Here is a 25276-nt window from a genome sequence, read left to right as displayed (position 1 = left end):
GAGAGGCGTATCCGTTTTCTAAAACTGTTACCCGGTACGATTACGGTCTGCTGCATCCTAGCGGCTTTACGCCGAACGTGCACGCGCAACACCGCTTGCGAGGTCGGCGACGATGTCCGTTACCGCCGATACGGTCTTATCGGTTGCCTTTCCGGCATTATTGAGGCTGTCCCGGATGGCCGTCACCAGAACCGACCCAACCACAACGCCATCGGAATCCTTGCCGATTTCCGCCGCCTGGTCGGCGGTCTTGACGCCGAAGCCGACCGCGACCGGAAGGTCGGTGTGACCCTTGATCCGGTTGACAGCAGCCGCAACCCGGTTGGCGTCGGGGCTTGCAGTCCCGGTGATGCCGGTGATCGAGACGTAGTAGACGAAGCCGGAGGTGTTGGCGAGAACGGCCGGCAGCCGCCTGTCATCGGTGGTGGGCGTCGCGAGGCGGATGAAGTTGAGACCCGCTTCCAAGGCCGGAAGGCAGAGTTCGTCGTCGGCCTCCGGCGGAATATCGACGACAATCAGCCCGTCGACACCGGCCTCCTTGGCTTCGATGACGAACTTCTTCGGATCGCGGACATAGATGGGATTGTAGTAGCCCATCAGCACGATCGGCGTGTCCTGATCTTTTTCACGGAAGTCGCGCACCATCTGCAGGGTCTTGTTCATTGTCTGACCCGCCTTGAGGGCGCGCTGGGTGGCCAGCTGGATCGGAACACCTTCCGCCATGGGATCGGAAAACGGCATGCCGAGTTCGATGACATCGGCGCCGGCAGCGGGCAGGGCTTCCAGGATCGCCTGAGAGGTTTCCAGGTCCGGATCACCCGCTGTGATGAAGGTCACCAGAGCCGGACGACCCTTTTCGGCACAGGCCTTGAACCGGCGATCGATACGCGTTTCCGTCATGCGTCACTACCCTACTCGACATGGAAGCCCGGCAACGGTCCGGCCGGACTTCAATCCCGGAAGGGTGTAGGGGGCTGCATTGCCCCGTGTCAATCCGCCTTTGCGGATGTGCGGGCGATTTCGCGCGTACCGTTACCGGCGATTGAACGATCCGGGAACGATCCGGCTTAGCGGAGATCGTAGACCTTGTTGTAAACGGTCCGGGAAATGTCGCTGCGGACAAGGCCGAGCGCATCGAGTTCTTCATCGCTCATGGCGGCAAGTTCGGTGTAGAGCGCCTTGGCGGCACGGGCCCGGCCGAATTCTTCCAGAACGGCAAGGATGCCCTTGCCGGCGGAGGAAAGGGCGTGGGAGGCAAGTTCGAATACAGAAGCAGATGTCGTGGCGGCCATTTTTGCTGTTCCTTTTAATGGTCGGGGCTGAAGCGCGTCGAACCGAAATGGTGCGCTGCTTTCTTGTTATTCCAATAAGATAGGACGATTATTTTGCACTGCAATATACAAGAGCGGGCAGCAGCCCTGCGCCTTTGGAATGGCTAGCCGTCTAATCCGGTGCGAAAAGACGCAGAGCCCAACTGAAATCGCATGGCGGCATTGCGTGCCATGACTTGCGGCGCAGGCGGCACCTTGTTATGTAGCACTCAGTGCACTTTTTGCCGCAACAAACATAATAACGAGGTTGGAAATGGCCCGCTCGCTCTTCGAACCGGCACCCGAACCGTTTTCATCAAGGTTCTGGCGGAAAATGAAACATCTGAACATCGGCCTGCAGTCCGCTCCGGCTGCCATGGACAGGCCGGCACCGCTCGCGGATCACGATGCCGCCCGGCAGGCGGACAATCTGGATGCCCGCGGCCGCCAGCTTTTCCTGCAAGACGCGCTCGCCTCAGACCCGATCAGGCGGCGCTGACACCGCCCGCATCGGAACCGGTCCTGTCTGATTGCAGGCCCAGGTAACCCAAGGCCGCACGCCGCAGGCGCTGAAACAGGTTTTCAAGGTCGGTTTCGCCGCCGGCAATGGCGGCTGAGGCCAGACCGTGGCTCAGCGCAATCAGGTCAAAGGCGGCCTGACCGGCATTCGCCACGTCCCTTTCCTCCAACACCCCGGTCACCAAGGTCATCAGTTCTCCCTTGATGGCCTTCAGATCCTCTTCCAGCGGCAATTCCTCCTCGGCGCGTTCCAGTACACGCGCAAGGCCGGGGCGCACCAGGTGATGGCGAAGGCTTGCCCGAACCATGACATCGACCGCATCCGATAACGGTCTGCCGCGCACGGTTTCGACAGCCGCCTCGCAGTCCAAGAGCAGGCTGCGGCGGAGACCGCGGATCATCTCCGCCAGGATCGCTTCCTTCGACGGGAAATACTGGTAGAGCGACCCAACCGACACGCCGGCGATTTCCGCCACGCGGTTGGTGGTCAGTCCGCCGAGACCATCACTTTCCAGAATGCGAGCAGCGGCTTCCAAAATAATGGCGCAGGTTTCCTGGCTGCGCTTCTGGCGCGGCTGTTTCCGGGGGGTCAGGCGCTGGTTCATCGCTGCCTCTGAATGCGAGTTGCGTGATGCGAGTAAAAGCTCACATTATAAGAGCGAGCTGAGCTTGGATTGAATCATTTGATGGCAAAAAGCGGTTCACTCGGCAAGGCGCGTCGTGAAGAGCGATGCGGCGCATCGGGCAAACGGCGCAACGCTGCCGATGGGCCGCTTCTTGCCACCCGAAGGGCCGGACGATTTTGACCACTGACTGTGTTGGCTCGCGCTTGTGGTGGAACGACACCACCGCGCGCAAGCCGCCTAGTCAGTCGACAATATCGTATCGGTCAAATGGTCCAATCCAAGCTCAGCTCGCTCTATTCACGGCGCCGCACTCAATGAAACACTCGCATTTCAGAGGCAGGAATGGCTCAACGACTTAACTTTGCCGGGCGCAAGGTGCTCGTCACCGGCGGCGCGCGCGGTATCGGACTGGAACTCTCCCGGCAACTGATCGATCAGGGCGCGAGCGTGCTGGCCGTTGGCAGCAACAAGGGTCATCTGGACAATCTGGCCATCGCCTTTCCCGGCAAGGTTCACACGTTCGCTGCCGATCTCGGCGAACCGCGCGGCGCCACTTCGATCGCGGAATGGGTTCAGGAACAACACCCCGACTGCAGCGTCCTGATCAACAATGCCGCGATCATGCGCCACGACGACCTGACCGCCGGAACGGAAGGACAGGAAGAACTGATCGCCCATGAAATTGCGATCAACCTCATCGCCCCGCTGCAACTCTGCGCGACCCTTCTGCCGATGCTCGCAGGGGCGCCGGGCGGCGGCGCGATCGCCAATATTTCCTCAGGCCTGGCGCTTGCACCGATCCCCGATGCATCCGTCTATTGCGGCACCAAGGCGGGGCTGTCGAATTTCACGCGGTCGTTCCGCGATCAATGCCGCGCCAGGAACCTGCCCGTTCAGGTGACGGACGTGATCATGACCCTGGTCGACACGACGCTTTCCAAACCCGGTTCGGCAAAAAAATATCCGCCGGCGCAAGCGGCGGCGGATGTTCTGGCGGGTCTTGCAGCCGGACGGCAGGAGATCTGGGTGGAAAAGACGAAGCTTCTTCGCCTGATCTTCCGGATTTCACCGGCGGCGGCCTACGGGCTCATGCGCGGCCACTAAGCCGGCCGCGCAGATTTTTTTCAGGAATTCAGATCAGAGGTCGAAGCCGAGCATGTTGCCGACGGCGAAGACGTCCTTGTCGCCGCGGCCGCACAGGTTCATGACAAGGATCTGGTCCTTGTCCATCTGCGGCGCCAGCTTGATCACGTGCGCCAGAGCATGGGCCGGCTCGAGCGCCGGGATAATGCCCTCGATCTTGGTCAGCAGCTGAAAGGCTTCCAGCGCCTCGTCGTCCATGGCCGGAACATATGTCACGCGGCCGGTTTCCTTGAGCCAGGAGTGCTCCGGACCGATGCCCGGATAGTCGAGACCGGCGGAAATCGAGTGACCTTCGAGGATCTGGCCGTCGTCGTCCTGAAGCAGATAGGTGCGGTTGCCGTGCAGGACGCCGGGCTTGCCGGCCGTCAGCGACGCGCAGTGTTCCTCGCCTTCGAGCCCCCGGCCACCGGCTTCCACGCCGTAGATCTTGACGTCCGGATCGTCGAGGAAGGGATGGAACAGGCCGATGGCGTTGGAACCGCCGCCGACGGCTGCCACCAAGGCATCGGGCAGACGGCCTTCGGCCGCCATCATCTGCTCGCGGAGCTCCTTGCCGATCACCGACTGGAAATCGCGCACCATTTCCGGATAGGGGTGCGGGCCCGCGGCGGTGCCGATCAGGTAATAGGTGCTGTCCACGTTGGTGACCCAGTCGCGCAGCGCCTCGTTCATGGCATCTTTCAGCGTGCCGGCACCGGCGGTGACCGGAACGATCTCCGCGCCGAGCAGCTTCATCCGGAAAACATTCGGCTTCTGCCGTTCCACATCGGTCTTGCCCATGTAGACCACGCAGGGCAGGCCGAAGCGGGCGCAGACGGTGGCCGTTGCCACACCGTGCTGTCCGGCACCGGTTTCGGCGATGATCCGGGTCTTGCCCATGCGTTTGGCCAGCAGGATCTGGCCCAGGCAATTGTTGATCTTGTGCGATCCGGTGTGGTTCAGCTCGTCGCGCTTGAAGTAGATCTTCGCACCGCCCAGATGCTCGGTCAGGCGCTCGGCGAAATAAAGCGGCGACGGCCGGCCGGTGTAATGGGTGTTGAGGTCCTCGATCTCCGCAGCATAGGCCGGGTCGTTCTTGGCGTCCTCATAGGCCTGCTCAAGGTCCAGGATCAGCGGCATCAGGGTTTCGGCAACGTAGCGGCCGCCGAAAATGCCGAAAAACCCGCGGTCGTCCGGTCCGCTGCGCATGCTGTTTGCCATCGTGGTCAACGCAAGTTACTCCCCTGCCACTGTTGCGCCCCGGGCGGCTGCCACGAATGCGCGGATAAGATCACAATCCTTGACGCCCTTTTCCCGCTCGACGCCGGAGGACACATCGACGGCGGTGGTGCCGCTCTTTTCGATCGCCTCGGCCACATTGGAAGCGTCCAGCCCCCCCGAAAGCATGAAGGGCTTGGCAAGGTCAAGGTCCTTGAGCAGGGTCCAGTCGTAGGAAACGCCGTTTCCGCCCGGCAGATCCGAGCCTTTCGGCGGCTTCGCGTCGAACAGGATCATGTCCGCAACGATAGCGTAGAACTGCGCCTGTTCAAGATCGGCCCGTTCCGAAACCGGCACCGCCTTCATGATTTTCTTCTGGAACATGACCTTGGCTGCGGCACAGGCTTCCGGCGTCTCTTCCCCGTGAAACTGAAACCAGTCCGGGTTCACCAGTTCGTTGATCCGCGACAGCCCGTCCAGATCCATGTTGACCGTGAGCGCGACGATTTCCGCCTTGCCGCGGGCCATATCCGCCAGCCGGCAGGCGGTCGAAAGCGGTACATGGCGCGGGCTTTTGGGAAAGAACACCAGACCGACCATATCCGCGCCGGCATCCAGGGCCGCCTGCATGGTTTCTTCGGTCGAAAGACCGCAGATTTTGATCTTCATGTCGTTCATGGTCTTCCGCTTTCAGGGGCAGCGGCTGAAAACCACAGCCTGCCCCCGATATCTAGTGTTTTTTCTAACCGATTCCAAATGACGCCGGTCAGGTCACGTTGAAGGCCGCAATCGCCGCCATGTTGACGATATCGCTGTCCTTCGCGCCCATCGGCACGATCTGGACCGGCTTGTCGAGGCCGACGAGCAGAGGACCGATCACGGTCGAGCCGCCAAGCTCCTGCAGCATCTTGGTAGAGATCGATGCGGAGTGGAACGCCGGCATGACCAGAACGTTGGCCGGGCCGGTCAGGCGGCAGAACGGATAGACGCCCATCTTGTCCATGTTGAGGGCGATGTCGGCTGCCATTTCGCCGTCATATTCGAAGTCCACACGGCGCCGGTCGAGAATCTTGACCGCTTCCTGCACCCGCTCGGAGCGTTCGCCGCGCGGATGGCCGAACGTCGAATAGGCGAGCATGGCGACCCGGGGTTCGTAGCCGAGCTTGCGCGCCACATGCGCAGCCTCTTCCGCAATATCCGCCAGTTCTTCCGAATTCGGCATGTCGATCACCGCCGTGTCGGCGATCAGGACCGTCCGGCCGCGCGCAAGGCAGAGCGAAACGCCGATCACCCGGTGCCCCGGTTTGACGTCGAGACAGGTGCGCACCGTGTCGAGAGCGACCGAATAATTCCGGGTCAGGCCGGTGACCATGGCATCGGCGTCGCCGCGGGCGACCATGATCGCACCGAAGTAGTTGCGGTCGTTGTTGACCAGACGCTGGCAGTCGCGCTGCAGGTAGCCTTTCCGCTGCAGGCGGCCGTAGAGAAACTGGGCATAGTCCTTGTTGCGGTTGGAAAGCCTTGCGTTCTGAACTGTGATGCCGGGGCGGTTGATGTCGACACCGGCACTCTGGGCCATCTGCTTGATCTCGTCCTCGCGGCCGATCAGGATCGCCTCGCCAAGGCCCTGGGCCACGAAGCTGGCAGCCGCGCGGATAACGGGCTCTTCCTCGCCTTCGGCAAAGACCACCTTTTTCGGCATCTGGCGGACCTTGGAGAAGATCCGCTGCAGGGTGCCGGCGACCGGATCGCGCCGGGCGGAGAGCTCTTCCCGGTACCGGTCCATGTCGACGATCGGCCGGCGGGCGACGCCGGAATCCATCGCCGCCTGAGCCACCGCCGGCGGGATCGCGGAAATGAGCCGCGGATCGAAGGGAACCGGAATGATGTATTCCGGGCCGAATTTCGGCCGGTTGCCCCGATAGGCGGCGGCGACCTCATCCGGCACCTCCTCGCGGGCCAGTTCGGCCAGCGCATGGGCGCAGGCAACCTTCATCTCGTCGTTGATGGTCGTTGCCTGAACGTCGAGCGCGCCGCGGAAGATGTAGGGAAAGCCGAGCACGTTGTTGACCTGGTTCGGATAATCGGACCGGCCGGTGGCGACAATGGCGTCGTCGCGCACCTCGGCAGCCTCTTCCGGGGTGATTTCCGGATCCGGATTGGCCATGGCGAAAATGATCGGGTTCGGCGCCATGACACGCAGCATGTCCGGGGTCAGCGCGCCCTTGACCGAAACGCCGAGGAACACGTCGGCGCCCTTGACCGCGTCATAAAGGGACCGGGCGTCGGTCTCCACCGCATGGGCCGACTTCCACTGGTTCATGCCCTCGGTGCGGCCCTTGTAGATCGCACCCTTGGTATCGCACAAAATGACGTTGTCATGGGGTATGCCCATGGCCTTGACCAGCTCGATGCAGGCAATACCGGCTGCACCCGCGCCATTGCAGACCACCTTCGTATCCTTCATCTCCCGACCGGTCAGATGAAGCGCATTGATCAGGCCGGCTGCCGCGATGATCGCCGTGCCGTGCTGATCGTCGTGAAAGACGGGAATGTCCATCATCTCGCGCAACTGCTGTTCGATGATGAAACAGTCGGGCGCCTTGATGTCTTCCAGGTTGATGCCGCCAAAGGACGGGCCGAGATAACGGACCGAATTGATGAAAGCGTCGACATCCTGGGTATCGACTTCCAGATCGATGGAATCGATGTCCGCGAACCGCTTGAAGAGCACCGCCTTGCCCTCCATGACCGGCTTGGCGGCCAGAGCACCGAGATTGCCGAGACCGAGAATCGCCGAGCCGTTGGTGATGACGGCGACCATGTTGCCGCGGGTGGTGTAGTCGAAGGCCCGGCTCGGATCTTCGGAAATCGCCAGCACGGGCACCGCCACCCCCGGCGAATAGGCGAGCGAAAGATCCCTCTGGGTGGCCATCGGTTTGGTCGGGCTGATTTCCAGCTTTCCCGGGCGTCCTTCCTGGTGGAATTGCAGCGCTTCCTGCTCGGTAAAACTGAGGCCGGTCCTGGATGTTTTGTCTGTGGCGGGCATGATCTCGGCGTTTCCTCTGATGGCGATTTTTTTATCGCATTGCTAGCCTGGCGGGACAGCGACCTTATCCCCTGAAAATTACCGGCTCAAGACCACCAAAAGGCATAGCAATTGTGAAACCCGTAAAAGGGTTTGCTAGTTTCGCACCATGTCTGACCAAGCCCTTGCGAAAATCGAGCCGGCCGATCATCGCGTCACACCGATGATGGCACAGTTCCTGGAAATAAAAGCCGCCAATCCGGACAGCCTGCTGTTCTACCGGATGGGCGACTTCTACGAACTGTTTTTCGAAGACGCGGAAATCGCATCGCAGACCCTGGGCATCACGCTGACCAAACGCGGCAAGCACCTGGGCGAGGACATCCCCATGTGCGGCGTCCCGGTCCACGCCGCCGACGATTACCTGCAGAAACTGATCGCCCGCGGGCACCGGGTCGCGGTTTGCGAACAGACCGAGGACCCCGCAGAAGCCAAGAAACGCGGATCGAAATCCGTCGTGCGCCGGGACGTAATCCGGCTGGTCACGCCGGGAACCCTCACCGAGGAACGGCTGCTCGATTCCTCGGCGAACAATTTCCTGGCCGCCATGTCCCGCCTCAGGAGCGGATCGCTTTCCGGCGATGCGGTCTACGGCCTTGCCTGGATCGACATGTCGACCGGTTCGTTCCAGGTGTCTGAAACCGATGACCAGCGTCTTGCAGCGGACCTTGCCCAGATCTCGCCGCGCGAACTGATCCTGCCCGACAATCTTCTGCAGGAAGCCGAAGTCCGGCAGGTTGCCGAGCAGTCGGGCGCAGCACTCTCGCCGGTACCGCGGGCCTTTTTCGACAGCTCCACGGCAACCGACCGGCTGGCCCAGTATTTCGGGGTGAAGACGCTGGACGGTTTCGGCACGTTCTCCCGTTCGGAACTGTCGGCGGCCGCCGGCATTCTCGCCTACGTGGAAAAGACCCAGCTCGGCGAACGCCCGCCGCTCGATCCGCCGACGCGGGAAGCCGGTGCGGGCCGGATGCTGATCGATCCGGCGACCCGGGCCAATCTGGAACTGACCCGCACGCTCGGCGGCGAAAAGCAGGGCAGCCTGCTTGCCACCATCGACCGGACCGTGACCGGCGGCGGATCACGACTTCTGGCAAGCCGTCTCGCGGGACCGCTGGTCAATCCGGAGGAAATTTCTAGGCGGCACGATTCCGTCGAGTTCTTCCTGGAAAACGAAATGATGCGCGAAGCCCTGCGCCGGACGCTAAAGGGCGCTCCGGACATGGCTCGCGCCCTGTCGCGGATCGCGCTCCAGCGGGGCGGTCCGCGGGATATCCTTGCCGTTGCCCAGGGCATGCAGGCTGCCAGGCAGGTGATCGACCAGATCGGCATGGCCGCGACCGTACCGGCGGAAATCGCGGCGGCCCGCGCCAGCCTCGAGCAGGCGCCGCATGAGTTTGGCGAGGAATTGACCCGGGCGATCAAGGAAGACCCGCCGCTGATGAAGCGCGACGGCAATTTCGTCGCCACCGGGTATGACGAAACCCTCGACGAGTTGCGCGCACTGCGCGACGAATCCCGCAAGGTGATCGCCAAGCTTCAGGCCGACTACTCGGAAGAACTCGGCCTGCGCTCGCTGAAGATCAAGCACAACAACGTGCTCGGCTGGTTCATCGAGGCGCCCAGCGCACAGACGGAAAAGCTGACCGCAGATCCGGGCCGTTTCATTCACCGCCAGACCATGGCCGGCGCCATGCGCTTCACCACGACGGAACTGGCGGATCTGGAATCGAAAATCGCAAGCGCCGGCGAGCGGTCACTTGCCATCGAACTGGAAATCTTCGACCGGCTTGCGGCAGAAATCGTCGCAAGCGGCGACGCCATCAAGGCCGCAGCGCACGGCCTGTCGATCCTGGATGTCTCCGCCGCTCTGGCGAAGCTTGCCCAGGAAGATGCTTACGTGCGCCCGGTCGTGGATGACACGCGCGCCTTCGACATTTCCGGCGGCCGCCATCCCGTGGTCGAGCAGGCCCTGAAAGCGGCAGGCGGCGACAGTTTCGTCGCCAATGACGCCCATCTCGGACCGGAAGGCGATGACAAGACCGGCCGGATCTGGCTGATTACCGGTCCGAACATGGCCGGTAAATCCACCTTCCTGCGCCAGAACGCGCTGATTGCCGTTCTTGCCCAGATGGGCGCCTTCGTTCCGGCGGCAAGCGCCCATATCGGTGTGGTCGACCGGCTGTTTTCCCGTGTGGGGGCCGCCGACGACCTGGCGCGCGGCCGCTCCACCTTCATGGTGGAAATGGTGGAAACGGCGGCGATCCTCAATCAGGCCGGCGACAGGTCCCTGGTGATCCTGGACGAAATCGGCCGCGGCACGGCCACCTTCGACGGGCTTTCCATTGCCTGGGCGACTATCGAGCATCTGCACGAGGTCAACAGGTCCCGCGCCCTGTTCGCCACCCACTACCATGAACTGACCGCGCTTTCGGCCAAACTCGACCGGCTGTCGAATGCAACCGTACAGGTTAAGGAATGGAACGGCGAGGTCGTGTTCCTGCATGAAATCGTGCCCGGAGCCGCCGACAGGTCCTACGGCATCCAGGTCGCCAAGCTCGCCGGTCTTCCGGCAAGCGTCGTCCAGCGCTCCCAGCAGGTGCTGAGCCAGCTGGAGGAACAGGACAGGCGGTCGCCCGCCGAGGCGCTGATCGATGAATTGCCGCTTTTTGCCGCCATTCCAACGCCTGCGCCCAGCACCGCCCGGACCGAAAGCGAACCGGATCCGCTTACAGAGGCCCTGGAGGATCTGGATCCGGACGACATGACGCCACGGGAAGCGCTCGAAGCGCTCTACCGGCTCAAGTCCCTGCAGAAATAACCGCCGGACCGTAATCCGGAACTCGTCTCAGGCTGCGGTATCGGACCTTTGATGATAGGCCTTGATCTCGGCGATTTCCGCCTGCATTGCCTTGAAGGCGGCCAGAGCGGCTTGTTCCTTCGGCGTCAGGGACTTGAGATCGAGGTGATCGATCAGAACCTCGAGCGCCTCGCCGATCCGGCCGATCTGGCGGCCGTAACTGCCGACTTCAGTCAGAATATCCTGCTCGACTTCCGGCGCGGACGACCGGCCGAGATTGATGTTGATCAGACCGAACTGGCTGCCGAACGCCTTGAACATGTCGGACCAGGGATTGATCGACTGCAGCACATCGCCGGACAGAGGGAGCTTGAGAGACGGCATGGGGCAATTCCTTCTCAAAAACGGGCGTCAGAATGCATCCGTCCATCGGACAGACTATATTGCGACGCAAAATAAGCCCGCGCGCAAGATAAAAATCAGAAGTTGCCGATCAGATTCCACCCGCCTTGGCAGTTGCAAGCGCGTTTGCCATGGCACCGGCGAAGCTGGTGCGGTCATCCGGATTGAGGAAATTGCCGAGATCGACGTTTTTGCCCCGCGACGTCAGGGTCAGCTTGGTCACGCCCTCGTCCTCGATCCGCGTTATCGAAAGGCGGACCCAATAGGGATTGAAGCGGTATTCCTGCCGGTGTTTTCCCGGACCCACCTTGCGGATGATGATTTCCGTGCGTGAGACGATCACTTCCTCATAGGCGCGTGCGGAGGCGTAGTTCAGGCGGAAGGCCAGCCAGATCAGAAACGCATCCAGGCCGAAAAACCCGAATACGGGCCAGGCGCCCATCAGCAGGAACGCAAGCCCGGAAACAAAGCTCACCGCCCCGACGAAGAGCATCAGTAGCAGAAAGCCGTTCGGCCCGAGAGACCGGTAAGGCGTCAGGATCGCAGAAAAAAACGGGGCATCATCCCCGGTATCCTGCGCCTGCTGCTCGGGTTTCGGATTGTGATCGTTCATGAGGCGTGATTATAGAGAGAGCATGGCAGAAACAAAGACCCCCGTTCCGCACAAATCTTCGGCAAAATCGGCAAAGAAGAAAAAGAGCAAGACGCCGTCGGTGGCGAATCCGGGCCGCGTCCTGAAAAAATCCCGTTACACCCGGGCTGAGACCTACGCGATCTTCGAACGGTTCCACGCCGACAATCCGGAGCCGGAAGGGGAATTGGACTATGTGAACGCCTATACGCTGCTGGTTGCCGTCGTCCTGTCGGCACAGGCGACCGACGTTGGCGTCAACCGGGCAACGAAACATCTTTTTGAGATTGCCGACACGCCGGAAAAAATGCTCGCGCTCGGTGAAGACAAGGTGCGGGAGGAAATCCGCACCATCGGACTTTACAAGACCAAGGCGAAAAACGTCATTCTCCTGTCGGAACAGTTGATCCGCGATCACGGCGGCGAGGTTCCGGAAGATCGGGAAGCGCTGGAAAAACTGCCGGGCGTCGGCCGGAAGACCGCCAATGTGGTGCTCAATATCTTTTTCGGCCACCCGACGATTGCCGTCGACACCCACCTGTTCCGCCTCGGCAACCGGATCGGCATTGCTCCGGGAAAGACGCCGCTTGACGTGGAAAAGGCGATGGAGAAGGCGGTGCCTGCGGAATTCGGCCGCCATGCGCATCACTGGCTGATCCTGCATGGCCGCTATATCTGCAAGGCGCGCAAGCCGGAATGCCGGCGCTGCGTCATCTACGACCTGTGCAAGAGCCCGGAAAAGGAACAGCTGGATTCCATTCCGGAAATCGCGCTCAGAACCAGGGCACAGATCGAACGGCAGAAAGCTGCCGGGTCCTGAAACCGGGAAGTTGGCTAGAAAGGTCGAACCCGCAGGGTTCGTAAGGCGAAGAATGGCCCGGGCTCATGCGAGGCCCCGACTGGAGCGAAGCTAAAAGAGCGACAGCGCGAGATAAGAAAATGCAGCCGATGCGGAGAGCCGAACTCAGCGCTTCGGACGCAGGCGGACGACCACGTCGACGCGGACGATCTCCATGCCTTCCGGCGCCTGCGGGATAGAGCCGATACCGACGCCTTCGCCGGGAATGTCGAACACCTCGTTTTCACCCTCGATGAAAAAGTGGTGGTGGTCCGAGACATTGGTGTCGAAATAGGTTTTCGTGCCCTCGATCGCCACTTCGCGCAGAAGCCCTGCTTCGGTGAACTGGTGCAGGGTGTTGTAAACGGTCGCCAGCGAGACAGGAACATTGACGGCCACGGCTTCCTCATGAAGCAGTTCGGCGGAAACATGCCTGTCACCCTTGGAGAACAGGATCTCGGCGAGCGACACGCGCTGGCGTGTCGGCCGGAGGCCTGCCCGGCGCAATATATCGGAGACATCCGTATCGGTGTGATGAATCGGCGTGATGTCTGTCATTTCCGCGTCTTTAGTCCTGTCTTCCGCTTCGTCCTAGACGATAACCTGAAAGGGCTTTCAAATTTGTGCCGTAAGGCTGTTTGGGAGAAAATCAAACCGCCATTCCCCCTTTTCTGCCATTTCTTGGCCTTGAGACGCAAGTTTTTCCTTGAAGGATAAAATCCGACTTCCGTGCACAGCTTTGTCAATTTGACGCGGGCATTGTGAAAAAACTGACGCAAACGGCGGAAACTTACCGCCTTCGTGGACTTCCAGAGCCGGTAACCCTGTGTTAGGAAGGCGCCGAATACCAAATGAAAACCAACCTCTGGCCTGGCGCTTTCGCGAGAGCCAGATGCAAAGCACACAAACGGACCCTGAATGACCGAGCGGCGCTCCAGCTACGACTACGAAGATCTTCTCACCTGCGGACGCGGTGAGCTTTTCGGACCAGGCAACGCACAACTGCCGCTGCCGCCCATGCTCATGTTCGACCGGATCACGGAAATCTCCGAAACCGGCGGCGAATTTGACAAGGGGTTCATTCGCGCGGAATTCGACATAAAGCCGGACCTCTGGTTCTTCCCCTGCCACTTCCAGGGCAATCCGGTCATGCCGGGATGTCTCGGCCTCGACGCCATGTGGCAGCTGACCGGCTTTTTCCTCGGCTGGCTCGGCCTGCCGGGCAAGGGCATGGCACTGTCCACCGGTGAAGTGAAATTCAAGGGCATGGTGACGCCGGACGTGAAGCTGGTCGAATACGGCATCGATTTCAAACGTGTGATGAAAGGCCGTCTGGTCCTGGGCATTGCCGACGGTTGGCTCAAGGCCGATGGCAAACAGATCTACCAGGCAAAGGATCTCCGGGTCGGTCTTGCCCAAAGCTGATCCGCTTCGCCGATAAGGCGTTCGGGTACCTGAATGCCTAGCATCCGGCCGGAGCCGGACCTATTTTCAAAAATTGACAAACCGGACGGCTCGTGCACGCCGAACCGGTTTCAGAGTGAACAGGAGACCGTAATGAGGCGGGTAGTCGTCACCGGAATGGGGATCGTGTCGTCAATCGGCGCCAACACCCAGGAAGTTCTGGAAAGCCTTAGGCAAGGCAAATCCGGGATCGTCTTTGCGCCCGACTATGCCGAACACGGTTTCCGAAGCCAGGTTCACGGAATGCCGAACGTCGACATTCCCTCCCTGGTCGACAAACGCCAGCTTCGCTTCATGGGCGACGGCGCGGCCTATAACTACATTGCCATGCAGCAGGCGATCGCCGACAGCGGTCTGGAAGAAACCGACGTTTCCAATCCGAAGACCGGCCTGATCATGGGGTCCGGCGGTCCGTCGACCAAGAACCTGTTCCAGGCCCATCAGATCGTCCTGGAAAAAGGCTCGCCGAAGCGCATGGGGCCGTTCATGGTCACGCGCGGCATGAGCTCGACCAACTCCGCCTGCCTGGCGACCCCTTTCAAGATCAAGGGGATCAACTATTCGATCACCTCGGCCTGTTCCACGTCGGCGCACTGTATCGGTGCGGCCACGGAACAGATCCAGTGGGGCAAGCAGGACGTGATGTTCGCAGGCGGCGGCGAAGAACTCGACTGGACGCTGTCCTGCCTGTTCGACGCCATGGGCGCCATGTCCTCCAAGTATAACGACACGCCGTCCACCGCCTCGCGGCCCTACGATGTGACCCGCGACGGTTTCGTGATTGCCGGCGGCGGCGGTGTCGTCGTTCTGGAAGAACTGGAACACGCCAAGGCGCGCGGCGCGAAGATCTATGCGGAAGTGACCGGCTACGCCGCCAATTCCGACGGCTACGACATGGTGGCACCGTCCGGCGAAGGCGGCGAACGCTGCATGCAGCTGGCGATCTCCACGCTTGGCGACCGCAAGGTCGACTACATCAACACGCACGGGACCTCGACCCCGGTCGGCGACATCGGCGAAATCCAAGCGATCCGCCGCGTGTTCGGCGACAACCAGCCGCCGGCCTCGTCGACAAAGTCCCTGACCGGCCACAGCCTCGGCGCCACCGGCGTTCAGGAAGCCATCTACTGCCTGCTGATGCTCCAGAACGACTTCATCACGGCTTCGGCGAATATCACCGAACTCGACCCTGCCCTGCACAAGGACGAAATCGTCACCGAGCGGCGCGACAATGCCGGGCTCGACACCGTGCTGTCCAACAGCTTCGGCTTCGGGGGCACAAACGCCTCTCTCGCCCTGTCGCGTTATCACGGGTGAGGAGCCTTGCATGTCGGGTTTGATGAAGGGTAAGCGCGGCCTCGTCATGGGCGTGGCCAACGATCACTCCATTGCTTGGGGCATTGCCAGGACCCTGTCGGACCATGGCGCGGAACTAGCGTTCACCTATCAGGGCGAAGCCTTCGGACGGCGGACAAGGCCTCTGGCCGAATCGGTCGGATCCGACATTCTCCTGCCGTGCGATGTGGAAGACATCGCCACCGTCGATGCGGTCTTCGAGACCCTGAAGGAAAAATGGGGCACGATCGATTTTCTCGTTCACGCCATCGCCTTTTCCGACAAAGCGGAGCTGCGCGGAAAATACGCCGATACTTCCCGGGAAAACTTCACCCGGACCATGCTGATTTCCTGTTTCTCGTTCACCGAGATCGCAAAGCGGGCGGCCACTCTCATGCCGGAGGGTGGATCGATGATCACGCTGACCTACGGCGGGTCGACACGGGTGATGCCGAACTACAACGTCATGGGCGTGGCCAAGGCAGCCCTTGAATCCTCCGTGCGCTATCTGGCGGTCGACTACGGCGAGCAGAACATCCGCGTGAACGCGATTTCCGCAGGTCCGGTGAGGACCCTTGCCGGTTCCGGCGTCTCCGATGCCCGGCTGATGTTCAACTACCAGAAGCGCAATTCGCCGCTGGGCCGGACGGTGTCGCTGGAGGAAATCGGCGGAACCGGGCTCTATCTTCTGTCGGACCTTTCCGGCGGCGTGACCGGTGAGGTCCATTTCGTCGACAGCGGCTACAACATTATTTCCATGCCGCGGCTCGATGAGCTGAAAGTTCAGGAACATACGACAGACTAAGGCTTCGACCTGTTCCGGAATAACAAAGGGCGGCCGAAAGCCGCCCTTTTTGTTTGAACCGAAGCTTGCGTCAGTTGATCACTTCGTCGGGGTAAACGCCAAAGAGGCGGGTCTGATCGAGCCAGCCTTCATAACCTTCGCCACTGACCTTGCACCAGCCGCCGGCGCATTCCTCGACAGTTGTCAGGACCTTCGGCTCCAGTTCCGCCACAATATCCGCATCGGACTTGGACCGGGCGCGCAAGGGCGTACGGCCGGTCGTTTCCCATGGAGTCACAAGCGCGGTACGTCGGCCGGACAGGAGCGAGTGAAACACCCAGCCTTCCTTGCCCTCCCAATCGCGAATGCGGCGCCAGTTCTCGAATTCCTGGATGATCTCGACCGGCAGACCGGCCTGAACGAAGGTCCAGGCGATGTTATGTTCGCGCGACGGGCCGACACGCACATTGACCCGATCCGACTTCAGACTGACGAAACGGGGAACGGTCAATCCGCTGGCGCCGGTCTGGCTGGCCTGGGCCAGCACCTTCAGCGGAAGGACGGCCAGGAGCAAAAATGCGAACAGGGTGAGGAGTCCGGGCTGACGTCTTGTCATCAAGCGGGCCATATTATTCGGTTGTCCAATTTCAAAGGGGCCTGACTTCATGCAAAACCTGTAGCGAAATCGGCGCTGAAAAACCAGTATGCCCTGAAAGGCTATGCACCGGGCGCTTCCGTCTACTTGTTTCTGCCGGGCCATCTGGTAAGGAGAAGGGAGTATTGGCGGGCGCTCCCGGATACGGTTGCGTCACAAGGTTGGACTGTTGTGGTTAATGTGACCTCAACGAAACGCAAAAGGCGTTTGGGATGGCGAAAAAGAAGCCTGTGGTCGTCGTAACCCGGAAATTGCCGGATGTCGTTGAAACCCGCATGCGCGAATTGTTCGAGACGCGGCTGAACGAAAACGACCGGCCTTTCAGCCAGGCCGAACTCGTTGAAGCGGTCAAAACCGCCGATGTTCTGGTGCCGACGGTTACCGACAGGATCGATTCCTCGGTTCTGTCCCAGGCCGGCCCGAATCTTCGGCTGATCGCCAACTTCGGTAACGGCGTCGACAATATCGATGTGCTGACGGCCAACAACCGGGGCATCAACGTCACCAACACGCCCGGCGTGCTGACGGAAGACACCGCCGACATGACCATGGCGCTGATGCTTGCCGTGCCGCGCCGTTTGGCCGCAGGGATCAAGGCGATCGAAACCGGCGAATGGTCGGGATGGTCGCCGACCTGGATGCTGGGTCACCGGATCTGGGGAAAACGCCTCGGCATCATCGGCATGGGCCGGATCGGCCAGGCCGTCGCCCGCCGTGCCAAGGCATTCGGCATGTCGATCCACTATCACAACCGCCGCAGGGTGGCGGCCGACGTGGAAGACGCCCTCGAAGCCACCTATTGGGACAGTCTCGACCAGATGCTCGCCCGCATGGATGTGGTTTCCATCCACTGCCCGCACACGCCGGCAACCTTCCATCTTCTGTCGGCCCGCAGGCTGAAGCTTTTGAAGAAGGGGGCTTACGTGGTCAACACCGCCCGCGGTGAAGTGATCGACGAAAACGCCCTGATCCGGATGCTTGAATCCGGCGACCTTGCCGGCGCAGGCCTCGACGTGTTCGAACACGAGCCGGCGGTCAATCCGAAGCTCGTTGAACTGGAAAACGTCGTGCTGCTGCCGCATATGGGCTCGGCGACCATCGAAGGCCGTATCGAGATGGGCGAGAAGGTGATCATCAACATCAAGACCTTCATGGACGGCCACCGTCCGCCGGACCGGGTCCTGCCGTCCATGCTCTGACGGATTCGGGCTTTGACGGATTCGGATCCGCTCCAATCGAAAAACCCGCCAAACCGGCGGGTTTTTTTATTCAGCGGTACCTGTTCCAGAGCGCGTCTTCGCCCATGCCCTCGATGAAAGCCTTGTGGGCGGTAAACTCTTCGTCGCGAATCCGGGGCGGGAGGGGTTCCGGTCTTTGCCGGGCGGAAAAACTGCCGAGACCGCCGAATTCCGCGGAGCCGTTTCCGGCATTGGCGGCTGACAGATCCTCGTCCGGCGTCAGGCTGAGTGCCGCCTGCTTGCCGCCGATCAGCTCGATATAAACTTCCGCCAGCAGCTCGGAATCGAGAAGCGCGCCGTGTTTCGTCCGCCTGGAATTGTCGATACCGTAACGCGAACACAGGGCGTCCAGGGAATTCGGCCCGGCCGGATGTTTGCGGCGGGCGAGATCCAGCGTGTCGAGCACCTGGGAATTGGGAATGATCCTCCGGCCCGCGCGTTCCAGCTCCATGTTGATGAAGCCCATGTCGAAGGCTGCGTTGTGGATCACCAGCGTCGCGTCGCCGACAAACTCCAGGAATTCATCGGCAATTTGCGCAAAAAGCGGCTTGTCGGACAGGAATTCCTCGGACAGCCCGTGAACGTTGAAGGCCTCGACGGGCATGTCCCGTTCCGGGTTGATGTAGACGTGATAGAAATTTCCGGTCGGAACGTGATTGAACAGCTCGACGCCGCCGATTTCCACCAGCCGGTCGCCGCCGCGCGGGTTCAGGCCCGTCGTTTCCGTATCGAAGGATATTTCGCGCATCTTTTCCGGTCTTTTCGAAGGTTTCCGCCGGTTTCAGTCTGCTGATTGTGTTGCGTGAGGCAAGGTCCGGGAAACATTTGTCCCCGGTTCCCCGGTCAAACCATCCCGGCAACGGCTCTCAGCACCGCCGCAACCGACCGTTCGGCCGCTTCCAGCCCCAGACCGGTATCGATCAGGAAATGGGCACGGCGGCGTTTTTCATGGTCCGGCATCTGTTTGGCGACGATCGCATTGAACCGGTCCTCGCTCATGCCGTCCCGGCCGAGCACCCGTTCCTTCTGGATCGCCGCATCCGCCGTCACGACAACCGTTGCATGGACCCGGCGCTCGCCGCCGGTTTCAAACAGAAGGGGAATGTCGAGAACGACGATCCGCCGGCCTTCGGCCCGGGCCTTTTGAAGAAAGATTTTTTCTTCCTCATGAACCAGCGGGTGGATGATCGCCTCCAGGCGCTTCATCGCCTCCGGCTTGCCGATGACATGGGGCGAGAGCAGGGTCCGGTCGACCTTTCCATCCACCACCGTTCCGGGAAATTCGGCTTCGATCAGGGCCGCGGCGCGGCCAGCGTAGAGCCGGTGCACCATCGCATCCGCGTCATGGCAGGGAACGCCCTGGGCGGCAAACATTTTCGCCGTGGTCGACTTGCCCATGCCGATGGAGCCGGTCAGGCCGAGCTTGATCATGACGATTGCTCCAGATCGTCGAGCACGAGCCGGCGCAAGTCGTCATCCACTTCCGGACGGACGCCGAACCATTTTTCAAATCCCGGGACGGCCTGGTGCAGGAGCATACCCACGCCGTCGACCGTGCGGTTCCCCCTTGCGGCCGCCTGTTTCAACAAACCGGTCATGAGCGGCACATAGACGATATCGGTCACCAGCGCCTCTTTCGGCAGATCGGCGAGGTCCAGCTCCAGCGGCGCCTTTCCGGTCATTCCAAGGGATGTTGTATTGACCAGAAGATCGGCTTTTCCAATATATGTCCCCAGCTTGTCCCACGAATGGGCATGAACGATCGATCCGAACTGATCCGCTATCTGCCTCGCCTTTTCGAAGGTTCGGTTGAAGATATGCACTTCTGTGAATTTCCTTGAGCACAAGGCCCAGACGATTGCGCGGGCCGCACCGCCGGCGCCCAGGACAATCGCGCAGCCGTGTCTGTCGTCCCAGCCGGGTGCCATCTGGTCCAGATTTCCCAGAAAACCGGCGCCGTCGGTGTTGGCGCCGCAGAGCCGGCCGGTTTCATCGAGCCAAAGCGTGTTGGCGGCCCCCATTTTTTGAGCGGCCTCGTCCAGGACATCACAGGCAGCCGCGGCCGTTTCCTTGTGAGGAATGGTCACGTTGCATCCCTTCAGGCCGGAGGTTGCTAAATTGCCGTAAAATGCTTCGGCGTCTTCCGGCGCAACGGCGATCTTCTCGTAGGATCCGTCGATGCCGTATCTCTTCAGCCAGTGGCCGTGAACCAGCGGCGAGCGGGAGTGGGCGACGGGCCAGCCGGTAACGGCGGCCCTGATTTTCCCGGCCCTGATCTTTGCAGTCATGTTTCGAGCACGTTCAGTTTGCGGAGTTCGGCAAGGAGCGGCAGCAGGGGCAGGCCGAGAACGGTGAAATAATCGCCTTCGATCTTTTCAAAGAGCTGAACGCCCGGGCCTTCCAGCTGGTAAGCGCCGACGCTTGAAAGCGCGATGTCGCCGACCTGCGCCAGGTAATGGCCGACGAAGGCCGGGGACAGGTCGCGCATGGTGAGCCGGGCAATCGAGACGTGCCGCCAGACCGCTTCGCCGTCCTTCGAAATCACCACCGCCGACAGGAGTTCGTGGGTCTTTCCGGAAAAGGCCAGGAGCTGGCGGCGGGCGGCCTCCATGTTTTCCGGCTTGGTGTGGCGTTCTCCCTCGAAGGCCAGGATCTGGTCGGCGCCGATGACGAGATCGCCCTGCCGGCGTTCACTGACATCATTCGCCTTGGCTTCCGCCAGGACCAGCGCCAGGTCCTCGGGCGAAAATCCCGCCTTCAACAGCGGTTCCTCGACGGCCCGCTCATCGATATCGGCCGGATCGATTTCAATCGAAAGTCCGGCATTTTCCAGAAGTTCGGCGCGGATTCGGCTGCCGCTTGCCAGAACGAGTGCCATTGCGATCCTTTCGGATATTGTCTGTTTTCTGTTTCAGGAAGTCCTATCAGGCTTCTTCTTCCTCGCGTGCCTTTTTTTCACGGAAAAGCGCCATGATTTCCGCAGCCGTTTCCTCGATCGACCGGCGGGTGACATCGATCAGCGGCCAGTCGTTTTCCGAACACAGCCGTCTTGTCATGGTGATTTCCCGGGCGATTTCCTTCCGGTCCACATAGGTCTCGTTGTAGTTTTCCGAATGAAGCGACAGGACGCGGTTTCTGCGGATCTGCTGAATGCGTTCCGCCGACGCAATCAGGCCGACGATCAGAGGCTTCTTGAGGTCTGTGACCGCCGGCGGCAGGGGAATATCCGGAATAAGCGGCACATTCGCCGCCTTGATGCCCCGGTTCGCCAGATAGATGCAGGTCGGCGTCTTGGACGTTCTGGAAATTCCGAGCAGGACGATATCGGCGGATTCCAGGTCCTCCCAGATCTGTCCGTCGTCGTGCATCATGGTGTAGTTCAGCGCTTCCATGCGCTTGAAATATTCCGCATCGAGCTCGTGCTGGCCGCCGATCCGGTGGGTCTGGGTCACATTCAGATAGGACTGGAACACGGCAAAGACCGGCGCCAGAATATTAACGATCGGAATGCCCAGGTCCTTGCAGCTGCGTTCCAGCCTGGTGGCAAGTTCGGTATCGACCAGAGTGTAGAGTACGATCCCCGGTGCCGCCTCGATTTCATTGAGAATCCGGTCGAGCTGCTTCTGGGTCCGCACCAGCGGATAGACATGCTCGATTTCCTGCACGTTCTCATATTGCGCCGTCGCCGCGCGGGAGACGGTCATCAGCGTTTCGCCGGTGGAATCGGAGACCAGATGGAGATGAAAATAGTGTCTGGACTTGTTCACGGTGTCATCCCCAGGGCTGTTGATTATTTGTGGCCGTAAGGGCGGCCGGCGTTCGTGTCATGGTGTTTGTACCCGCTGAGCCGGATTTATGAACAGTCCGTTAATTTGCTTCGACTCCCAGCGAAACGATCTGAGGGTCATGTGGATTAACAGAATGGCGATGAGAAATTGACAAGTGATTCACCGCTGCCCTATTTATTAACCAATCGTAAATTTTTCTATAAGGCATTGATTTTCATTGTTTTTCCGACTTATTGACTCCTGTGGAGGATTGGTTGTCCAGAATCTGAGACGATTTATCCCGATCCGAATGTGCGCTTGAGTGATTGTGGATATCAAATGATCCAGCTAATCCACGCACAATAAGAAAAAACAGAATCCAAATATAAGATTCTTTAAGAGCTGGAATGTGTGAAAGGGTCATTGCCTCATGAAGTCTCAGGACCGAGCCGTAATGCGTGTGTTAGCCGGAGAGAAGCTCTGGCCACCTCCCGTCTGGATGATGCGCCAGGCCGGCCGGTACCTCCCCGAGTACCGGGAAGTCAGAGCCAAGGCGAAGAACTTTCTCGACTTCTGCTACAACCCGGACCTGGCAACGGAAGTCACACTCCAGCCGATCCGCCGTTATGGCTTTGATGCATCGATCCTGTTTTCAGACATCTTCGTCGTTCCCGATGCAATCGGTTATCCGGTTCGCTTTGAAGAGGGACGGGGTCCGGTACTGGACCCTCTGTCATCCGACATTCTGGACCGTCTGGAACAGGACCGGGCCGAAGATCATCTCAAACCGGTCATAGAGACGGTTTCACGCCTGAGAGCAGAACTGCCCACTGAGACCACCCTCTTGGGCTTCTGCGGCGCTCCCTGGACCGTGGCTTGTTATTCCGTTGCCGGCCATACGACCCAGGAACAGGTAGCCGCACGTGTCGGCGCCTATCGCGATCCGGAGCTGATGCAGAGATTCATCGATCAGCTTGTCAGCGCTTCGATCCGCTACCTCATCCGCCAGCTCGATGCCGGAGCCGATGCGGTCCAGATTTTCGATACCTGGGCCGGCGTGCTCGACGATGCCGGTTTCGAGCGCTGGTCGATCAGACCGACACGGGCGATCGTCGATGGCGTGAGGGCGGAACGTCCCGGTGCGAAGATCATCGGTTTCCCGAAAGCCTCATCGGCACGAATGGCCAAGTTCATCGAAGGGACCGGCGTGGATGCGGTCGGTTTCGACTGGACAGCGCCGGACACACTCGCGCTGGAGATCCAGAAACGGGTTCCGATACAGGGTAATCTCGATCCGATGCGGCTGGTGGCCGGCGGCCGGGCACTGGACGAAGGGGTCGACCACATCCTGAAAACCTTCAACAAGGGTCCCCTGATCTTCAACCTGGGCCATGGCATCACGCCGGATGCGGATCCGGAGAATGTCACGCGCATGGTCGAGCTGGTCAGGAAGGGATAAGGGCCATGGCGATGGATCTCTACGCCTGGATCAAGGCGCTGCATGTCATTTCGATCATCGCCTGGATGGCGGGGATGCTCTATCTGCCGCGGCTCTTCGTCTACCACGTCGACGCCGAACCCGGGTCCAGGCAGTCGGAAACCTTCAAGATCATGGAACGGAGGCTTTTGAAGGCCATCATCAACCCGTCCATGGTTGCGGCCTGGGTGTTCGGATTGTGGCTGGCCTATGACAGCGGTTTCTACACCCAGGGCTGGTTCCACGCGAAATTCGCACTGGTCCTGCTCATGTCCGGCGTGCACGGATATCTGTCGCGCTGCGTGAAGACCTTTGCGCGCGATGAAAACACCCGGCCGGCGAAATTCTACCGGATGCTGAACGAAGTGCCGACGGTCCTGATGATCGGCATTGTCATCCTGGTGATCGTGAAGCCCTTCTAAGGATTCGCACCCAAAACGATGGATACCGCAGCGGAGGGATCCGTTGCGGTATCCGGTATATTGCGGGCTTGCGAATTTTTCCGAAACACCTTATGTTCTGCGCAACTTCCTACCGGCGCCAGGACAATTCTCGGATTCCTCAGGCAGCGGTCGTCTAATCAAGACAAATCCGGCAGTTCCCTCACTATCCTTCTGACTGCGCTTTCCAGCTACAGCGACAGAAGTACCTTCCTAACATAACTCCATAAGTGAACCCCAACTTGATGCGGGAAATGAAACTCAAAGACCTAAAAGAAAAAACACCGACGGAACTTCTGCAGTTTGCGGAGGAGCTTGAAGTTGAAAACGCCAGCACCATGCGCAAGCAGGAGCTGATGTTCGCTATTTTGAAAAACCTCGCCGCCCAGGACGTCGACATCATCGGCGAGGGTGTCGTGGAAGTGCTGCAGGATGGATTCGGTTTCCTGCGCTCTCCGGACGCAAATTATCTCCCCGGGCCGGACGACATCTATGTGTCTCCGTCCCAGATCCGCCGCTTCTCCCTGCGTACGGGTGATACGGTGGAAGGCCAGATCCGTAGCCCGAAGGAAGGCGAACGCTATTTCGCGCTTCTGAAGGTGAACACGATCAATTTCGAGGATCCGGACAAGGCCCGCCACAAGGTCCATTTCGACAACCTGACGCCGCTCTATCCGAACGAGCGGTTCAAGATGGAAATCGAGGATCCGACCAGCAAGGACTTTTCGTCCCGCGTGATCGATCTGGTTGCTCCGCTCGGCAAGGGCCAGCGCGCCCTGATCACCGCGCCGCCGCGGACCGGTAAGACGATGTTCCTGCAGAACATCGCCAAGTCGATCACCACCAACCATCCGGAATGCTATCTGATCGTTCTTCTGATCGACGAACGTCCGGAAGAAGTGACAGACATGCAGCGCACGGTGAACGGCGAGGTGGTGTCCTCCACCTTCGACGAACCGGCGTCCCGTCACGTCCAGGTCGCGGAGATGGTGATCGAGAAGGCCAAGCGCCTGACCGAACACGGCCGCGATGTCGTCATCCTGCTCGACTCCATCACCCGTCTGGGCCGCGCCTACAACACGGTGGTGCCGTCTTCGGGCAAGGTCCTGACTGGTGGTGTCGATGCGAACGCCCTGCAGCGCCCGAAGCGGTTCTTCGGTGCCGCCCGTAACATCGAAGAGGGCGGGTCGTTGACGATCATCGCGACGGCCCTGATCGATACCGGCAGCCGTATGGACGAAGTCATCTTCGAAGAGTTCAAGGGGACCGGTAACTCCGAAATCATCCTTGACCGGAAGATTTCCGACAAGCGCGTTTACCCGGCAATCGATATCCAGCGGTCCGGTACGCGTAAGGAAGAACTCCTGGTTCCGGCCGAGAAGCTCAAGAAGACGTTCGTCCTGCGCCGTATCCTCAATCCGATGGGGACGGTGGATGCAATCGAGTTCCTGCTCGACAAGCTGCGGCAGACGAAATCGAACGACGATTTCTTCGACAGCATGAACGCCTGATCCGATTCGGATCCGGTCAGAAATTTGTCAGGGCGCGGCCTCCGGAAGGAA

The 25276-nt window shown here is 60.4% G+C and carries 26 protein-coding genes; 11 read left to right on the top strand and 15 right to left on the bottom strand.

The features are described 5' to 3' along the window. Nucleotides 1-66: 66 nt before the first annotated feature. A complete protein-coding gene (trpA, locus tag HK439_RS09850; RefSeq protein WP_190291231.1) occupies nt 67-900 on the bottom strand; it encodes a tryptophan synthase subunit alpha in 834 nt (277 codons plus the stop codon). A gap of 167 nt (nt 901-1067) precedes the next feature. Then, a complete protein-coding gene (locus HK439_RS09845; protein WP_190291230.1) occupies nt 1068-1292 on the bottom strand; it encodes a DUF1127 domain-containing protein in 225 nt (74 codons plus the stop codon). Between the two features lie 352 nt (nt 1293-1644). Here HK439_RS09845 and HK439_RS09840 point away from each other — a divergent pair, with 352 nt between their 5' ends. Then, nucleotides 1645-1809 carry a hypothetical protein gene (locus tag HK439_RS09840; protein ID WP_190291229.1) on the top strand — a complete coding sequence of 55 codons (165 nt, stop codon included), beginning with the start codon at nt 1645-1647 and terminating at the stop codon, nt 1807-1809. Here HK439_RS09840 and HK439_RS09835 read toward each other — a convergent pair. After that, on the bottom strand, nt 1796-2434 hold the full coding sequence (locus HK439_RS09835) for a TetR/AcrR family transcriptional regulator (RefSeq protein WP_190291228.1): 639 nt from the start codon (nt 2432-2434) through the stop codon (nt 1796-1798). The two genes, HK439_RS09840 and HK439_RS09835, sit on opposite strands and share 14 nt — an antisense overlap. A 363-nt stretch (nt 2435-2797) precedes the next feature. Between HK439_RS09835 and HK439_RS09830 the strand changes: the two genes are divergently transcribed. After that, on the top strand, nt 2798-3559 hold the full coding sequence (locus HK439_RS09830; protein ID WP_190291227.1) for an SDR family oxidoreductase: 762 nt from the start codon (nt 2798-2800) through the stop codon (nt 3557-3559). 33 nt (nt 3560-3592) lie between these two features. Here HK439_RS09830 and trpB read toward each other — a convergent pair whose 3' ends face one another. The 3 genes from trpB to HK439_RS09815 form a co-directional block, all read right to left on the bottom strand. Next, entirely contained in the window at nt 3593-4798 is a 1206-nt protein-coding gene (gene trpB, locus HK439_RS09825; protein ID WP_190291274.1) for a tryptophan synthase subunit beta, read from the bottom strand. 15 nt (nt 4799-4813) lie between these two features. Beyond that, nucleotides 4814-5464 (bottom strand): phosphoribosylanthranilate isomerase, encoded by a 651-nt coding sequence (locus HK439_RS09820; protein ID WP_328804131.1) that lies wholly within the window; start codon nt 5462-5464, stop codon nt 4814-4816. Between the two features lie 97 nt (nt 5465-5561). Then, entirely contained in the window at nt 5562-7844 is a 2283-nt protein-coding gene (locus tag HK439_RS09815; protein ID WP_190291225.1) for an NADP-dependent malic enzyme, read from the bottom strand. Between the two features lie 148 nt (nt 7845-7992). On the opposite strand from HK439_RS09815, the gene mutS reads away from it, so the two are divergent. After that, complete coding sequence (gene mutS, locus HK439_RS09810) at nt 7993-10704, top strand: DNA mismatch repair protein MutS (RefSeq protein WP_190291224.1); 2712 nt, start codon at nt 7993-7995, stop codon at nt 10702-10704. A gap of 27 nt (nt 10705-10731) precedes the next feature. On the opposite strand, the gene HK439_RS09805 is transcribed toward mutS, so the two are convergent. Together HK439_RS09805 and HK439_RS09800 are read right to left on the bottom strand one after the other, a co-directional pair. Beyond that, complete coding sequence (locus tag HK439_RS09805; RefSeq protein ID WP_190291223.1) at nt 10732-11067, bottom strand: hypothetical protein; 336 nt, start codon at nt 11065-11067, stop codon at nt 10732-10734. Between the two features lie 109 nt (nt 11068-11176). Beyond that, a complete protein-coding gene (locus tag HK439_RS09800; RefSeq protein WP_190291222.1) occupies nt 11177-11698 on the bottom strand; it encodes a DUF2244 domain-containing protein in 522 nt (173 codons plus the stop codon). Nucleotides 11699-11720: 22 nt separating this feature from the next. Between HK439_RS09800 and nth the strand changes: the two genes are divergently transcribed. Continuing rightward, nucleotides 11721-12536, top strand: coding sequence for an endonuclease III (gene nth, locus HK439_RS09795; protein WP_190291221.1), 816 nt, complete (start codon nt 11721-11723; stop codon nt 12534-12536). Between the two features lie 144 nt (nt 12537-12680). On the opposite strand, the gene irrA is transcribed toward nth, so the two are convergent. Continuing rightward, nucleotides 12681-13112, bottom strand: a complete 432-nt coding sequence (gene irrA, locus HK439_RS09790; RefSeq protein ID WP_190291220.1) for an iron response transcriptional regulator IrrA — start codon at nt 13110-13112, stop codon at nt 12681-12683. Between the two features lie 360 nt (nt 13113-13472). Here irrA and fabA point away from each other — a divergent pair, with 360 nt between their 5' ends. The 3 genes from fabA (at nt 13473) to fabI (ending at nt 16158) form a co-directional block, all read left to right on the top strand. Continuing rightward, nucleotides 13473-13979, top strand: coding sequence for a 3-hydroxyacyl-[acyl-carrier-protein] dehydratase FabA (gene fabA / locus HK439_RS09785; protein WP_190291219.1), 507 nt, complete (start codon nt 13473-13475; stop codon nt 13977-13979). 132 nt (nt 13980-14111) lie between these two features. Continuing rightward, nucleotides 14112-15335, top strand: coding sequence for a beta-ketoacyl-ACP synthase I (fabB, locus tag HK439_RS09780; RefSeq protein WP_190291218.1), 1224 nt, complete (start codon nt 14112-14114; stop codon nt 15333-15335). 10 nt (nt 15336-15345) lie between these two features. Continuing rightward, the gene (gene fabI / locus HK439_RS09775; RefSeq protein ID WP_190291217.1) at nt 15346-16158 is read left to right on the top strand and encodes an enoyl-ACP reductase FabI; all 813 of its coding nucleotides are present in this window, start codon (nt 15346-15348) and stop codon (nt 16156-16158) included. 70 nt (nt 16159-16228) lie between these two features. On the opposite strand, the gene HK439_RS09770 is transcribed toward fabI, so the two are convergent. Beyond that, nucleotides 16229-16753 (bottom strand): SH3 domain-containing protein, encoded by a 525-nt coding sequence (locus HK439_RS09770; RefSeq protein ID WP_190291216.1) that lies wholly within the window; start codon nt 16751-16753, stop codon nt 16229-16231. A 251-nt stretch (nt 16754-17004) separates the two neighbouring features. On the opposite strand from HK439_RS09770, the gene HK439_RS09765 reads away from it, so the two are divergent. Next, complete coding sequence (locus tag HK439_RS09765; protein WP_190291215.1) at nt 17005-17991, top strand: 2-hydroxyacid dehydrogenase; 987 nt, start codon at nt 17005-17007, stop codon at nt 17989-17991. 70 nt (nt 17992-18061) lie between these two features. Here the strand turns inward: HK439_RS09765 and dnaQ are convergent, their stop codons facing one another. From dnaQ to HK439_RS09740, 5 genes are all read right to left on the bottom strand, one after another. Next, on the bottom strand, nt 18062-18778 hold the full coding sequence (dnaQ, locus tag HK439_RS09760) for a DNA polymerase III subunit epsilon (RefSeq protein WP_190291214.1): 717 nt from the start codon (nt 18776-18778) through the stop codon (nt 18062-18064). Between the two features lie 95 nt (nt 18779-18873). Further along, a complete protein-coding gene (coaE, locus tag HK439_RS09755; RefSeq protein ID WP_190291213.1) occupies nt 18874-19461 on the bottom strand; it encodes a dephospho-CoA kinase in 588 nt (195 codons plus the stop codon). Beyond that, nucleotides 19458-20318: a shikimate dehydrogenase gene (locus tag HK439_RS09750; protein ID WP_190291212.1), complete on the bottom strand. Its 861-nt coding sequence runs from the start codon at nt 20316-20318 to the stop codon at nt 19458-19460. The genes coaE and HK439_RS09750 overlap by 4 nt, the downstream gene beginning before the upstream one ends. Continuing rightward, nucleotides 20315-20914 carry a Maf-like protein gene (locus tag HK439_RS09745; protein WP_190291273.1) on the bottom strand — a complete coding sequence of 200 codons (600 nt, stop codon included), beginning with the start codon at nt 20912-20914 and terminating at the stop codon, nt 20315-20317. The genes HK439_RS09750 and HK439_RS09745 overlap by 4 nt, the downstream gene beginning before the upstream one ends. A 40-nt stretch (nt 20915-20954) precedes the next feature. After that, the gene (locus HK439_RS09740; RefSeq protein ID WP_190291211.1) at nt 20955-21797 is read right to left on the bottom strand and encodes a pyruvate, water dikinase regulatory protein; all 843 of its coding nucleotides are present in this window, start codon (nt 21795-21797) and stop codon (nt 20955-20957) included. Nucleotides 21798-22251: 454 nt separating this feature from the next. On the opposite strand from HK439_RS09740, the gene hemE reads away from it, so the two are divergent. The 3 genes from hemE to rho all read left to right on the top strand — a co-directional run bounded on the left by hemE (nt 22252) and on the right by rho (nt 25225). Further along, a complete protein-coding gene (gene hemE, locus HK439_RS09735) occupies nt 22252-23256 on the top strand; it encodes a uroporphyrinogen decarboxylase (RefSeq protein ID WP_235987732.1) in 1005 nt (334 codons plus the stop codon). A gap of 11 nt (nt 23257-23267) precedes the next feature. Beyond that, nucleotides 23268-23696, top strand: coding sequence for a protoporphyrinogen oxidase HemJ (gene hemJ, locus HK439_RS09730; RefSeq protein ID WP_190291272.1), 429 nt, complete (start codon nt 23268-23270; stop codon nt 23694-23696). A 263-nt stretch (nt 23697-23959) separates the two neighbouring features. After that, entirely contained in the window at nt 23960-25225 is a 1266-nt protein-coding gene (gene rho, locus HK439_RS09725; protein ID WP_190291209.1) for a transcription termination factor Rho, read from the top strand. Nucleotides 25226-25276 lie beyond the last annotated feature (51 nt).

Source organism: Roseibium aggregatum (assembly GCF_014692675.1).
Classification (GTDB): domain Bacteria; phylum Pseudomonadota; class Alphaproteobacteria; order Rhizobiales; family Stappiaceae; genus Roseibium; species Roseibium aggregatum_C.
This window is presented reverse-complemented; position numbering and strand designations above follow the sequence as displayed.